Origin of the sequence: Caecibacteroides pullorum (genome assembly GCF_019239235.1) — a bacterium.
Classification (GTDB): domain Bacteria; phylum Bacteroidota; class Bacteroidia; order Bacteroidales; family Bacteroidaceae; genus Bacteroides; species Bacteroides pullorum.
Genome location: NZ_JAAZTS010000004.1, coordinates 121,533 through 135,980, shown reverse-complemented (window position 1 = coordinate 135,980; position 14,448 = coordinate 121,533). Strand labels below are relative to the sequence as shown.

The window sequence follows — 14,448 nt, the reverse complement described above, 5'->3', positions numbered from 1 at the left end:
CAACGCCCTTGCTTTTCTCCCGCTTTGTGCTAACTTTGCCGTCAGTAAAACCAAGATATGGAATTCACGTTGGTACAAGTTTTAGTACAATGGCCCATGCCAGAGCTGCCTGAGGATTGTCATTAGCCATAGAACATCGTTTTGTCCTTGTATTCTGACCGACTTTTACAGGTTTGGAGTTGATGCTGAAAATTTGGAAACAACGCCTTTACGAGATAGATAGTGTATTGACACGATTCCCGGAGAAATCCTTGCGGATTCCAAGGATTATTACGATTTTTGCTATGAAATTATGTATAAACAGACAGATGGCAGTCAATAACCAGACTACACACTGATTTACTGAAAAGTCTATCATCTGTGCACTTGTTCATGTGCAGATGTTTTTGAGAGATTAATTCAAATATCATCCATATAATTAATTCAATCGTACCATGAAAATGTATAGATTAACTTTAGGTCACATCATGGCCATATTGTTTTTTTCATTGGCAAGTATTACAACTTTTGCACAATCACGGGTGCAATCCGTATCCTTGGCAGGCAATGCTTATGTTACCCAACGTGCTGATAAGGTCCATATTTCGGATAACGGTGTGGAAAACTGGAACAGTCCCCAGACCACTGTCAGTGCATACTTTCATGTCGACAAGCCGCAGACCATCACACTATCGCTCCAAGGCACAGGTCACGCCACTATGCGTATGACATGCAACGGCAAAGAACAGGACATCAAGTTCGACAGCGACGAACCGACCGTTGCCGGGAATCTGAAAATCAAGATCAGTAAGCCCGGTTATGTCCGTGTGGACCTCAAAGGCATGAAGCGTGATGGCGGGAACTTTGCCAACATTACCAACCTGATGGTTGCATATACAGATGGCAACATAACGTGTGTACACGATTTCTCCAACTACTGGGGACGACGAGGTCCGTCTGTGCACTTGGGTTATACTCTACCAGAGGGGAATGATTATGAATGGTTCTATAACGAGGTGACTGTTCCACACGAGGGCGAAGTGATGCATAGCTACTATATGGCGGCAGGCTTTGGCGAAGGATACTTTGGTATGCAATATAACTCAAAGACAGAACGGCGCATCCTCTTTTCCGTATGGAGTCCGTTTGACACACAAGACCCGCGTAATATTCCCGAAGACCAGCGTATACGCATGCTGCGCCAGGGCGATGGAGTGAAAATCGGAGAGTTTGGCAACGAGGGTTCGGGTGGCCAGAGTTTTATGATTTACCCGTGGAAAGCAGGTACGACATACTCATTCCTGATGCATGTACGCCCCGACGGAAAGGGCAACACGATATACACGGCCTACTTCTATGCCACGGAGGAAGGAGAGTGGCGCCTGGTTGCTGAGTTCCTGCGTCCACAAACCAACACATGGTACACCCATCCCCATTCTTTCCTGGAAAACTTCAATCCGGAACAAGGCTATCTGACACGTAAGGTGCAATTTAAAAACCAATGGGCACGTACTACAGACGGCCGTTGGGTGCGTCCTTTGAATGCAACCTTTACCAACGACGGCACAGCACAAGCTGGTGTGCGTCTGGACTATGCGGGTGGACAAACTGCCGACGGAAAGGCTCTGTTCCTGAAAATGGGCGGTTTTTTCGACGAGAATGTCCAAGCTGGTACACGCTTCCCTCTGCCTGCTTATGATACCACACAACCCCCACAGATCGATTGGCAGGCCCTGGAAGAACTTGGAAAAACAAAGTAAATACATCGCGATTACTGCGAATTCGGGGAGAATGATACAGACGGCATAATCAAAATACAATGTCATCCTGAACGCAGTGAAGGATTTCAATGCACAGACAGCTGCTTGCGAGATTCTTCACTGTGTTCAGACTATACCTAAATATAAAAATAAGAGTTGTTTTAAGCGAAGCTAATGACAAAATACTGACACTTTTCTATTTCGAGATATTCTTATTTTTATTTTTTCATTTTTCATTTCTCCCCGCAACGCCCTTGCTTTTCTCCCGCTTTGTGCTAACTTTGCCGTCAGTAGAACCAAGCTGAAACAAGATATGGAAATACAAGCCAACTATATCCGCCGCATTGAGATCGACGGCCTGTGGCACCGCTACAACGTGGCCTGGGACCTGCGCCCCGACGTCAACATCCTGGCCGGCATCAACGGCGTGGGCAAGACCACCATCCTGAACCGCTCCGTGGGCTACCTGGAGCACCGCACCTCGGGCGAGGTGAAGAACGGCGAACTGGAGGGCGTGCGCGTCTACTTCGACCGCCCCGACGCCACCTCCATCCCCTACGACGTCATCCGCTCCTACGACCGTCCGCTCGTCATGGGCGACTTCACCGCCCGCATGGCCGATCCCAACGTGCGCTCCGAGCTCGACTGGCAACTCTACCTGCTGCAGCGCCGCTACCTGGACTATCAGGTGAACGTGGGCAACCGCATGATCGAGCTTCTGGGCAGCGACGACGATGCGCAGCGCGCCCTTGCCCCGCAGCTCTCCTTGCCCAAGCGCCGCTTCCAGGACATGATCGACGAGCTCTTCGGCTATACACGCAAGACCATCGACCGCCGCAGCAACGAAATCGCCTTCTATCAGGACGGCGAACGCCTGCTGCCCTACAAGCTCTCTTCGGGCGAGAAGCAGATGCTCGTCATCCTGCTCACCGTGCTCGTGCGCGAAGGCACCCACAGCGTCCTCTTCATGGACGAGCCCGAAGCCTCGCTCCACATCGAGTGGCAGCAGAAGCTCATCGGCATGATCCGCCGCCTGAACCCGCAGATGCAGCTCATTCTTTCCACCCACTCGCCCGCCGTCATCATGGAAGGCTGGCTCGACGCGGTGACGGAAGTGAGCGAGATAACAACGGAAATGAAGAATGAAGAATTAAGAATGAAGAATTAACAATGTACAGTCTCTTCTTTCGCCATTCATCAATTATTCTTCATTCTTCATTCTTCATTCTTCATTTTTATGTCTCTCACCCTCCGCCATAACCTCACCTCCGACTACTTGGACGCCGCCCGCCGCCTGTCGCCGCCGAAGAAGCGCCGCCGCATTGTGGCCTATGTCGAAAGTTACGACGACGTGGCCTTCTGGCGCACGCTGCTCTCCGAGTTCGAGACCGACGAACGCTACTTCCAGGTGATGCTTCCCTCGCAGACTTCGCTGTCGAAGGGAAAGAAAACCGTGCTGCTCAACACGCTCAATGCTGACAAACTGGGCGGCAGCCTCATTGCCTGCGTGGACAGCGACTACGACTTTCTGATGCAGGGAGCTACCGCCCTGTCGCGCCGCATCAACCAGAACCCCTACGTGCTGCAGACCTACGCCTACGCCATCGAGAACTACCTGTGCTACGCCGAAACCCTGCACGACGTCTGCGTGCAGGCCACGCTGAACGACCGTCAGCTGCTCGACTTCCCCGAGTTCATGCGCCGCTATTCACGCCTGGCCTATCCGCTCTTCCTGTGGAACATCTGGTTCTACCGCCGCCACGACAACACGACCTTCCCCATGTACGAGTTCAACCAGTGCGTCCGCCTGCAGGACGTCAGCCTGGCCCATCCCTACCGCTGCCTGGACGACGTGCGCCGCCGCGTCGACGCCAAGCTTTCCGAACTGCGCACCCGCTTTCCGCAGGACATCGAGCACATCGACGCCTTGGGCGAGGAACTGACGCAGCTCGGCCTGACGCCGGACACGACCTACCTCTACATTCAGGGCCATCACCTGATGGACGGCGTGGTGATGAAGCTGCTCAACCCCGTCTGCACGCAGCTGCGCCGCGAACGCGAGAAGGAGATTCGCCGCCTGGCCGTTCACGACGAGCAGTTCCACAACGAACTGACCGCCTACGAGAACAGCCTGGCCGCCGTCCAGCTGATGCTGAAGAAGAACGACGGCTACAAGGGCCTCTACCTCTACCAGTGGATGCGCGAGGACGTGCAGCGGATACTGGAAATGAAATAAAGAATTTAGCTTATGGAACTATTGAAACGTATTGACGAACTCTTGATAGGCTGGGGAATGAACCCAGCCACAGCCGACTGGCTCGACCAGTTCATCGCTTTCATGCTGGTACTGCTCCTAGCCTTTGTCGCCGATTTTATTTGCCGCAAGGTGTTGCTCAGGGCCATCGCCCGTCTGGTGCAGAAGACCAAGGCTACGTGGGACGACATCCTGTTCGACCGCCGCGTGATGGGCTATCTCAGCCACATGGTGGCGCCCGTCATCATTTACCTGTTCATTCCGGTCGTCTTTGCCGATACCGACTCGGTGACGCTGAACTTTATCCGCCGCCTGTGCTACATCGTCATCATTCTTTCCTTTCTCTTCTTCATCAATGCCTTCCTCAAGGCCGCCTATACGGTCTACAGCGAGAAGGAATCCATGCGCGACCGTCCGCTGAAGGGCCTGCTCCAGACGTTGCAGGTATCGCTGTGGACCATCGGAATCATTGTGGTCGTAGCCGAACTGCTGGGCAAGTCGCCTCTGTCGCTGCTGGCCGGACTGGGAGCATCGGCCGCCATCCTGATGCTGGTGTTCAAGGACAGCATCATGGGCTTCGTCAGCGGCGTGCAGCTCTCGGCCAATGACATGCTGAAGGTGGGCGACTGGATCACGATGCCCAAGTACGGAGCCGACGGAACGGTCATCGAGGTGACGCTGAACACGGTGAAGGTGCGCAACTTCGACAACACCATCACCACCATTCCGCCTTACCTGCTGGTAAGCGACTCCTTCCAGAACTGGCGCGGCATGCGCGAGAGCGGTGGCCGTCGCGTGAAGCGCAGCATCAACATCGACATGACCAGCGTACGTTTCTGCACGCCCGAGATGCTCGCGAAGTACCGCAAAATCCAGCTGCTGAAAGACTACATCGACCAGACCGAAGCCGTGGTTCACGCCTACAACGAAGAGAACGGCATCGACAACGAGGTGCTGGTGAACGGCCGCCGGCAGACAAATCTTGGCGTATTCCGCGCCTACCTCACCGCTTACCTCAAGAGCCTGCCCGTCGTGAATAAGGAACTGAACTGCATGGTGCGCCATCTGCAACCCACCGACCACGGCTTGCCCATTGAGCTTTATTTCTTTTCTACGATCAAGGATTGGATTCCCTACGAGGGTGTGCAGGCCGATGTTTTCGACCATGTGCTGGCCATTATTCCCGAGTTCGACCTTCGCGTTTTCCAATCGCCTTCGGGAGCGGACTTTCAGCGGTTGGCGGAGAAACAGCATTAGAAAACTGTGGTTTCGTTTGTCGCTGCTCTTACCTTTGCGTATATTTGCGCTGAAATTTATATTAATACATTAAAAAAGAAGAATTGATTTATGAAGACGAGAGTATTTTTAGCTGTAGCGTTGGTGTTTTCGTTGGCTATGATGTCCTGTGGCAACAAGAAGGCGGCAGAGGCAAATTCGGAAACGGCCACGCAAGTTTGTGATTCTGCATGCACAAAAGGCGCAGGAGAATGTTGTGCCAACGATAGCGTTTGCAAGGGAACCTGTAACGGAACTTGTGCCGGCGATTGCGAGAACGCATCCTGCCCGAAAAAGGCGTGCGACAATGCTTGCGAGAAATAACCTTTCGATAAAGAAATAAAAAAGATCGGGGCGTGTCCACAGAGGATACGCCTCGATTCGTTTCATATTAACTGCAATAATATGCGTATTGTTATAGAATGTCGCATTTTGATTGAAAAAAGTAACGGATTTGTTTGCATGCTATGAAATAATCTCTACCTTTGCAGCGTTTTAAAGTCAAAAAGAAGATAAGATGATTCAGAACTTTACATATATTCTGCTGTGCGGCATTATTATTCTGCTAGGAAGATGTAGCGGAAGTGAGTGTCGTGCGTGATTATATGTATGTTGAATGATATATGAAGCCTTTCTCACTTCCGTAGTGCGAAAGGCTTTTTTGTTGGACATAACTATAAATACGATATACAAGATGAGTGACAGATTATTTATTTTCGACACAACGCTCCGCGATGGTGAGCAGGTTCCGGGATGTCAGTTGAACACGGTAGAGAAAATCCAAGTGGCCAAGCAACTGGAACTGTTGGGCGTGGACGTTATTGAAGCGGGCTTCCCCATTTCAAGTCCGGGCGACTTCAATTCGGTGATTGAAATATCCAAAGCAGTGACATGGCCTACCATCTGTGCCTTGACACGTGCCGTACAGAAAGATATCGACGTAGCGGCTGAAGCCCTGAAATATGCCAAACACAAACGTATCCACACGGGTATCGGTACTTCGGATTCGCACATCCGCTATAAATTCAACTCCAATCGTGAGGAAATCATCGAGCGCGCCGTGGCTGCCGTGAAGTATGCCCGCCGCTTTGTGGACGATGTGGAGTTCTATGCCGAAGACGCCGGACGTACGGAGAATGAATACCTGGCCCGTGTCATCGAGGCCGTCATCAAGGCGGGAGCGACGGTGGTGAACATCCCTGACACGACAGGTTACTGCCTGCCTTCGGAGTATGGTGCCAAGATCAAATACCTGATGGAGCATGTGGACGGTATTCACAACGCCGTTATTTCCACTCATTGCCATAACGACCTGGGTATGGCAACGGCCAATACGATGGCAGGTGTATTGAACGGCGCCCGTCAGGTGGAAGTGACCATTAACGGTATCGGCGAGCGTGCGGGCAACACGTCGCTGGAAGAAATCGCGATGATCATCAAGTGTCACAAGGACATCGACATCGAGACGAACATCAATACGCAGAAAATCTATCCAACAAGCCGCATGGTGTCCAGCCTGATGAATATGCCTGTCCAGCCCAACAAAGCCATCGTGGGACGTAATGCTTTTGCCCACTCTTCGGGTATCCACCAGGACGGCGTGTTGAAGAACGTACAGACGTATGAAATCATCGACCCGCACGACGTGGGTATCGACGACAACTCCATCGTACTGACCGCCCGTAGCGGACGTGCTGCTTTGAAGAACCGTCTGCATGTGTTGGGCGTAGAACTGACACAAGAAAAGCTGGATAAAATATACGAAGAATTCCTCAAGCTGGCCGACAAGAAGAAAGACATCAACGACGACGACATCCTCGTCTTGGCCGGTGCTGACCGTACCCAAAATCATCGCATTAAGTTGGAGTATTTGCAAGTGACCAGTGGTGTGGGCGTTCGCTCTGTAGCCAGCCTTGGTTTGAATATCTCGGGCGAAAAGTTCGAGGCGGCCGCCAGCGGAAACGGTCCGGTAGATGCTGCCATCAAGGCTTTGAAGAAGATTATCGACCGTCAGATGACGCTGAAGGAATTCACCATTCAGGCTATCAGCAAGGGTAGCGACGATATGGGTAAGGTACACATGCAGGTGGAGTACGACAACCGCATCTATTACGGTTTTGGTGCCAATACCGATATCATCGCCGCTTCTGTCGAGGCGTATATCGACTGTATCAATAAGTTTAAGTCATGATTTTAATAGTAACCATTGATAGATATGAATACACTCTTTGATAAAATATGGGACGCCCACGTGGTACAGAAGGTAGAGGACGGCCCTACACAACTTTACATCGACCGTCTCTATTGCCACGAGGTAACCAGTCCGCAGGCTTTTGAGGGTTTGCGTGCCCGCGGCCTTCGTTGTTTCCGTCCTGAGAAGATATTCTGCATGCCCGACCACAACACGCCGACGCATGATCAGGACAAGCCGATTGAAGACCCGGTTTCTCGTACACAAGTAGATACGTTGGCTAAAAATGCCGAGGAATTTGGCTTGACACACTTCGGCATGATGAATCCAAAGAACGGTATCATTCACGTCGTAGGTCCTGAACGGGGACTGACGTTGCCAGGTATGACCATCGTCTGCGGCGACTCGCACACTTCGACCCACGGAGCAATGGGAGCCGTAGCTTTCGGTATCGGTACCAGCGAGGTGGAGATGGTGATGGCTTCGCAATGCATCCTTCAGACGCGTCCCAAGACGATGCGGATTACCGTCGATGGTCAGCTGGGCAAGGGTGTAACGGCCAAGGACCTGGCTCTCTACATGATGTCGAAGATGACAACCAGCGGTGCCACGGGCTATTTCGTGGAATATGCGGGCGAGGCCGTACGCAGCCTGACGATGGAGGGCCGTCTGACTTTGTGTAACCTCTCCATCGAGATGGGGGCACGCGGCGGCATGGTGGCACCCGACGAGGTGACCTTCGCCTACATCAAAGGTCGTGAATATGCTCCGAAGGGCGAAGCGTGGGACAAGGCTGTGGCTTATTGGAAGACGCTGAAGAGCGATGACGATGCCGTTTTCGACAAGGAAGTGCGTTTCGACGCCGCCGACATCGAGCCGATGATTACTTACGGTACCAACCCCGGCATGGGCATGGGTATCACCGCTCACATCCCTACGACCGAAGGCATGGGCGAGGCGGCACAGACTTCGTTCAAGAAATCACTGGGTTACATGGGCTTCGAGCCGGGCGAGTCTCTGTTGGGCAAGAAGATCGACTACGTTTTCCTTGGTGCCTGCACCAACGGCCGCATCGAGGACTTCCGTGCTTTTGCCTCCATCGCCAAGGGACGCAAGAAGGCTCCGCACGTGGTGGCTTGGCTGGTGCCCGGCTCGTGGATGGTCGATGCGCAGATACGCGAGGAAGGACTCGACAAGATATTGGCCGAAGCTGGTTTCGAAATCCGTCAGCCGGGCTGTTCGGCCTGTCTGGCGATGAACGACGACAAGGTGCCTGCAGGCAAGTATGCCGTGTCCACGTCGAACCGCAACTTCGAAGGACGTCAAGGCCCCGGTTCGCGCACACTGCTGGCCAGCCCGCTGACTGCTGCCGCGGCCGCCGTGACGGGCGTGATTACCGACCCGCGGACATTGCTGGATTAAAACAGTGTTTTGTAGTCCGTAAAGCATTGCTTTAGGGACTGCAAAGCATTGCTTTATTGAGAACAAAGAAAAGATGTATCGTAACATTCAATAGACGAATAATGAAACAGAAATTCAACATCATAACCTCCACCTGCGTTCCCCTTCCGCTGGAGAACGTGGATACTGACCAGATTATCCCCGCCCGTTTCCTTAAGGCGACAACCCGCGAGGAGAAGTTCTTTGGTGACAACCTCTTCCGCGACTGGCGCTACAACGCCGACGGCACACTGAACAAGGACTTCGTACTGAACAACCCTGCCTATAGCGGTTGTATCCTCGTGGCCGGTAAGAACTTCGGTTCGGGCTCCAGCCGCGAACATGCTGCCTGGGCCATCGCCGGATATGGCTTTCGCGTGGTTATCTCCAGTTTCTTTGCCGATATTCACAAGAACAACGAACTGAACAACTTCGTGCTTCCCGTCGTGGTGAGCGAAGGTTTCCTGAAGGAACTGTTCGAAAGCATCGCTACCGACCCCAAGACTGAGGTGGAAGTGAACCTGCCCGCCCAGACCGTGACCAACAAGGCAACGGGCCGTAGCGAGACCTTCGAAATCAATGCCTACAAGAAGCATTGCCTGATGAACGGACTGGACGACATTGATTTCCTCGTGGAAAATAAAGATAAGATAGAAGCATGGGAAAGCAAGTCAAAATAGAAATCATGGACACCACCCTGCGCGACGGGGAGCAGACCAGCGGCGTGTCCTTCGTGCCCCATGAGAAGCTGATGATAGCTCGTCTGCTGCTCGAGGAGCTGAAGGTGGATCGCGTCGAGGTTGCCTCCGCCCGCGTGTCCGACGGCGAGGCCGATGCCGTACGCATGATTTGCGACTGGGCTGCTCGACGTGGCCTGTTGCAACGTGTCGAGGTGCTCGGCTTCGTGGATGGGCATGCGTCTGTCGACTGGATACACGCCGCAGGGTGCCGTGTCATCAACCTGCTGTGCAAGGGCTCGCTTAAACACTGCACCTACCAGCTGAAGAAGACGCCTGAGGAACACATCGCCGACATCCGTGCGGTGGTGGACTACGCCGAGGGGCTCGACATGGAGGTCAATGTTTACCTCGAAGACTGGAGCAACGGAATGAAAGACTCGCCCGAATACGTCTTTCAGCTGATGGACGCCCTTGCCGATACGGGTATCCGCCGCTTCATGCTGCCCGACACGTTGGGCATACTCAACCCCCTGCAAGTCATTGAGTTTATGCGCAAGATGAAGAAGCGCTATCCTGATACTCATTTTGACTTCCATGCCCACAACGACTACGACCTGGCCGTATCCAACGTATTGGCGGCCGTTTTGAGCGGTTGCCGCGGCCTGCACACCACCATCAACGGCCTGGGCGAACGTGCCGGCAACGCCCCGCTGGCCAGCGTGCAAGCCATCCTGAAAGACCACTTCAACGCCGTGACGGGTATCGACGAGAGCCGCCTGAACGAGGTGAGCCGTGTGGTGGAGTCGTACTCTGGCATCGCCATCCCTGCCAACAAGCCCATTGTGGGCGAAAACGTCTTCACGCAGGTGGCGGGCGTACATGCCGACGGCGACAACAAGCGCAACCTCTATTACAACGATCTGCTGCCCGAACGCTTCGGTCGCCGCCGCGAGTATGCCCTGGGCAAGAACTCTGGCAAGGCCAACATCCGCAAGAACCTGGAAGATCTGGGACTGCAGCTCGACGATGAGTCGATGCGCAAGGTCACCGAGCGCATCATCGAGCTGGGCGACAAGAAGGAGCTCGTCACGCAGGAAGACCTGCCCTACATCGTTTCCGACGTGCTGAAGCACGACGTCCGCACCGAACGCGTCAAGCTGAAGAGCTACATCGTCAACCTGGCCTACGGGCTGAAGCCGATGGCCACCATCAAGGTGGAAATCAACGGCAAGGAGTACGAGGAGAACAGCAGTGGCGACGGTCAGTACGATGCCTTCGTCCGCGCCCTGCGCAAGGTGTATAAGGGCACGCTGGGCCGGCGCTTCCCCATGCTGACCAACTACGCCGTCAGCATCCCCCCCGGCGGGCGCACGGACGCTTTCGTACAGACGGTCATCACGTGGAGCTTCGACGACAAGGTGTTCCGCACCCGCGGACTGGACGCCGACCAGACGGAGGCGGCCATCAAGGCTACGATGAAGATGCTGAACCTCATCGAGGACGGCTTTGGAGAGCCTTCGGACCCCCCTTTGCAAAACACCGGCGTGTAGCCGAGACCGGAGCAGCGTGTAGTTCGGAGCGGAGCAGCGTGTAGTTGTGACCGCACCGGCGTGTAGTTCGGAGCGGAGTGGCGTGTTTCCGGTCCGTCTCTCGGAAGAAGGTTGGGAAGCAGTGTAGTTTTAAGAAAAATTAGAGCCGGAGATACGGAATAAAATGTTTATTTTGAGCGTCGAAATAAAGGAAGAATATGAAAAAGATAAGCCTGAAACCTTGGCAGCGCTACGTGCTGGTGTTCCTCTTGCTGCTGGCCATTAATGGTTTTCTACGCTGGATAAGCCCCGGCGAGGAGTGGAAGGATGGCAACCTGCTGGTGAACCTCGTGGCGACGGCCGTGCTTACCGCAGGTTTCATCGCCGGCGACCGCGTGCGCCTCAAGAACAAGAAATACAAAGATAAAGTGGAAGAATTACTAAAAAACAACGAATAAACAACATGGAACTGAAAGTAGCAGTGTTGGCCGGTGACGGTATCGGCCCCGAAATATCCGCCGTAGGCGTGGATGTAATGACCGCCGTATGCGAGAAGTTTGGACACAAGGTGTCGTACGAATATGCCCTCTGCGGCGCGCACGCCATCGACGAGGTGGGCGACCCTTTCCCCGAAGAGACCTATCAGGTATGCAAGAACGCGGATGCCGTGCTCTTCTCCGCCGTGGGCGACCCCAAGTTCGACAACGACCCTACGGCCAAGGTGCGTCCCGAACAGGGACTGCTGGCCATGCGTAAGAAGCTGGGGCTCTTTGCCAACATCCGCCCGGTGCAGACCTTCAAGTGCCTCCTGCACAAGTCGCCCCTGCGTGCCGAACTGGTCGAAGGCGCCGACTTCCTCTGCATCCGCGAGCTGACGGGTGGCATGTATTTCGGTGAGAAGTACCAGGACAACGACAAGGCCTGGGATACGAACTACTACACCCGTCCCGAGGTGGAGCGCATCCTGCGTGTGGGTTTCGAGTACGCCATGAAGCGCTGCAAGCATCTCACCGTAGTCGACAAGGCCAATGTGTTGGCCTCTTCCCGCCTTTGGCGTCAGATTGCCCAGGAGATGGCTCCGCAATATCCCGAGGTGACCACCGACTACATGTTTGTGGACAACGCTGCTATGAAGATGATTCAGGAGCCGCATTTCTTCGACGTCATGGTGACCGAGAATACCTTTGGCGACATCCTCACCGACGAGGGTTCCGTTATCAGCGGTTCGATGGGGCTGCTTCCCTCAGCCTCTACGGGCGAGAGCACGCCGGTCTTCGAGCCCATCCACGGTTCGTGGCCGCAGGCCAAGGGGCTGAACATCGCCAATCCGCTGGCACAGGTGCTGTCCGTGGCCATGCTCTTCGAGTACTTCAACCTCAAGGAAGAGGGTGCCTTGATACGTCGTGCCGTCGATGCTTCGCTCGATGCCAACGTACGCACCCCTGAGATTCAGGTGGAAGGCGGTGCCAAGTACGGTACGAAGGAGGTCGGCGCCTGGTTGGTAGATTATCTGAAAAAAGCCTGACGTACCATGATAGCCAGGAATCTCATCGACCTTGTGGGCCGCACGCCGCTTATGGAGCTTGAGGCCTACAGCCGCTTGCACGGCTTGACGTGCCCGCTGGTGGCGAAGCTGGAGATGTTCAACCCCTCGGGCAGCGTCAAGGCACGTACCGCCCTAGCCATGATCGAGGATGCCGAGGCGCGCGGCTTGCTGCGTCCGGGCGCTACGCTCATCGAGCCCACCAGCGGCAATACGGGCATTGGACTGGCTATGGTAGCCACTATCAAGGGCTACCGCCTTGTCCTCACCATGCCCGAGACGATGAGCCTCGAACGCCGCAACCTGCTGAAGGCGCTCGGTGCGGAGATCGTGTTGACACCTGGTGTCGAAGGTATGGCAGGTTCCATTGCCAAGGCCGAAGCCCTGCGCGACGCTACGCCCGGCGCCGTCATCCTCCAGCAGTTCGATAATCCCGCAAACGCCGCCGTGCACGAGCGCACCACCGGCGAGGAAGTGTGGGCCGACACGGACGGGCAGGTCGATGTCTTTGTGGCGGGCGTCGGTACGGGCGGCACCGTCAGCGGCGTGGCCCGTGCGTTGAAGAAGCATAACGCTGCTGTACGTGTGGTAGCTGTTGAGCCCGCTTCCTCGCCCGTACTCAGTGGCGGTAAGGCGGGGCCGCATCGCCTGCAGGGCATCGGCGCCAACTTCGTGCCCGGCAATTACGATGCTTCTGTCATCGACGAGGTGCTTTCCGTGGCCGACGACGACGCCTTTCGTGCCGCTCGTGAACTGGCTGCTACCGAAGGTCTGTTGGCGGGCATTTCTTCGGGGGCTGCCCTCCATGCCGCGTGCACGTTGGCTTCCCGTTCCGATCTGCAAGGCAAACGCATTGTGGTGCTCCTGCCCGATACAGGCGAGCGCTACTTGTCGGCGGGATTGTATTGATTGCGCATCGTTATTAGTATATTAATTAGAATAAATATGAGGAAAATCGTCCTATCCATCCTTTTAACTCTGGTCTCTTGCCTTACAGCTCTGTCGCAAACCTATGATGAATGGTGTGAACGTGCCGTAGCCGCTACGGAACAAGATAGCCTTGAATTAGCAGAAAAGTGTATCCGTCAGGCCTTGAAACTGGAGCCAGCCAATCCGCGCAATGCCCTTCTCTTTTCCAATTTGGGTACCATTCAACGTAGCCAGCGTCGCTATGAGCAGGCTTTGGAGTCTTATCGATTGGCTTTGAACATGGCTCCCATGTCTGTACCTATTTTGATGAATCATGCTACTCTTTCGCTTGAGCTGGGGCATAATGATAAGGCGCGTGCTGATTATTCACAGGTTATTGAATTAGAGCCTTACAATGTTGAAGCATTATTGATGCGAGCTTATATTTATATGCAGCAACGTGACTACAAGTTTGCTCGCCTTGATTACGATACGCTTCTGAAAGTGGATCCACAGAATTATAGCGCTCGTTTGGGACTGGCAACTTTGTGTCAAAGGGAAGTACGTTATGACGAAGCGTTGGTCGTGTTGGATGGTATGCTGGCCGATAAAGGCGGGACGAAACCTTATACTACTGGTGAATTGGCCACTGTTTGTGTGGCTCGTGCCGGTGTGGAGCTTGACATGTTGAAGCCCGACCAAGCCTTGCTGGATTTGGATGAGGCCATTCGCCTTGATCCTCGTCAATCGGAAGCTTATCTGATGCGTGGTCGTGTACATCTGATGTTAAAGAAGAAAACACTGGCCAAACGCGATCTGGAAAAAGCAGTATCGTTGGGCGTGCCTCAAAGTGAGGTACGAGAGTTGATGAATCAATGCAAATAGGAA

General features: G+C 54.1%; 13 protein-coding genes. All 13 read left to right on the top strand.

The genetic code is table 11. From position 1 onward, the window contains the following. The first annotated feature begins 434 nt into the window (after positions 1-434). The 13 genes from HF894_RS05095 to HF894_RS05035 all read left to right on the top strand — a co-directional run bounded on the left by HF894_RS05095 (position 435) and on the right by HF894_RS05035 (position 14,445). Complete coding sequence (locus tag HF894_RS05095) at positions 435-1,739, top strand: DUF3472 domain-containing protein (RefSeq protein ID WP_246593133.1); 1,305 nt, start codon at positions 435-437, stop codon at positions 1,737-1,739. 313 nt (positions 1,740-2,052) lie between these two features. Further along, on the top strand, positions 2,053-2,907 hold the full coding sequence (locus HF894_RS05090) for an AAA family ATPase (protein ID WP_204971329.1): 855 nt from the start codon (positions 2,053-2,055) through the stop codon (positions 2,905-2,907). Positions 2,908-2,976: 69 nt separating this feature from the next. Next, a complete protein-coding gene (locus HF894_RS05085; protein ID WP_204971328.1) occupies positions 2,977-3,975 on the top strand; it encodes a DUF4435 domain-containing protein in 999 nt (332 codons plus the stop codon). A gap of 12 nt (positions 3,976-3,987) precedes the next feature. Beyond that, positions 3,988-5,250: a mechanosensitive ion channel family protein gene (locus HF894_RS05080; RefSeq protein WP_204971327.1), complete on the top strand. Its 1,263-nt coding sequence runs from the start codon at positions 3,988-3,990 to the stop codon at positions 5,248-5,250. A 90-nt stretch (positions 5,251-5,340) separates the two neighbouring features. Continuing rightward, positions 5,341-5,592, top strand: coding sequence for a hypothetical protein (locus tag HF894_RS05075; RefSeq protein ID WP_021847123.1), 252 nt, complete (start codon positions 5,341-5,343; stop codon positions 5,590-5,592). Between the two features lie 370 nt (positions 5,593-5,962). Beyond that, the gene (locus HF894_RS05070; RefSeq protein WP_021847122.1) at positions 5,963-7,459 is read left to right on the top strand and encodes a 2-isopropylmalate synthase; all 1,497 of its coding nucleotides are present in this window, start codon (positions 5,963-5,965) and stop codon (positions 7,457-7,459) included. Between the two features lie 24 nt (positions 7,460-7,483). After that, a complete protein-coding gene (gene leuC / locus HF894_RS05065; RefSeq protein ID WP_204971326.1) occupies positions 7,484-8,881 on the top strand; it encodes a 3-isopropylmalate dehydratase large subunit in 1,398 nt (465 codons plus the stop codon). Between the two features lie 101 nt (positions 8,882-8,982). Further along, positions 8,983-9,579, top strand: a complete 597-nt coding sequence (leuD, locus tag HF894_RS05060) for a 3-isopropylmalate dehydratase small subunit (protein WP_204971325.1) — start codon at positions 8,983-8,985, stop codon at positions 9,577-9,579. Then, entirely contained in the window at positions 9,558-11,129 is a 1,572-nt protein-coding gene (locus HF894_RS05055; RefSeq protein ID WP_021847119.1) for an alpha-isopropylmalate synthase regulatory domain-containing protein, read from the top strand. The genes leuD and HF894_RS05055 overlap by 22 nt, the downstream gene beginning before the upstream one ends. Positions 11,130-11,326: 197 nt before the next feature. Next, positions 11,327-11,566 carry a hypothetical protein gene (locus tag HF894_RS05050; RefSeq protein ID WP_204968807.1) on the top strand — a complete coding sequence of 80 codons (240 nt, stop codon included), beginning with the start codon at positions 11,327-11,329 and terminating at the stop codon, positions 11,564-11,566. Positions 11,567-11,571: 5 nt separating this feature from the next. Continuing rightward, positions 11,572-12,633 (top strand): 3-isopropylmalate dehydrogenase, encoded by a 1,062-nt coding sequence (leuB, locus tag HF894_RS05045; protein WP_204971324.1) that lies wholly within the window; start codon positions 11,572-11,574, stop codon positions 12,631-12,633. Positions 12,634-12,639: 6 nt separating this feature from the next. After that, complete coding sequence (cysK, locus tag HF894_RS05040) at positions 12,640-13,560, top strand: cysteine synthase A (RefSeq protein WP_204971323.1); 921 nt, start codon at positions 12,640-12,642, stop codon at positions 13,558-13,560. A 36-nt stretch (positions 13,561-13,596) separates the two neighbouring features. Next, positions 13,597-14,445, top strand: coding sequence for a tetratricopeptide repeat protein (locus HF894_RS05035; RefSeq protein WP_204971322.1), 849 nt, complete (start codon positions 13,597-13,599; stop codon positions 14,443-14,445). Positions 14,446-14,448: the final 3 nt, after the last annotated feature.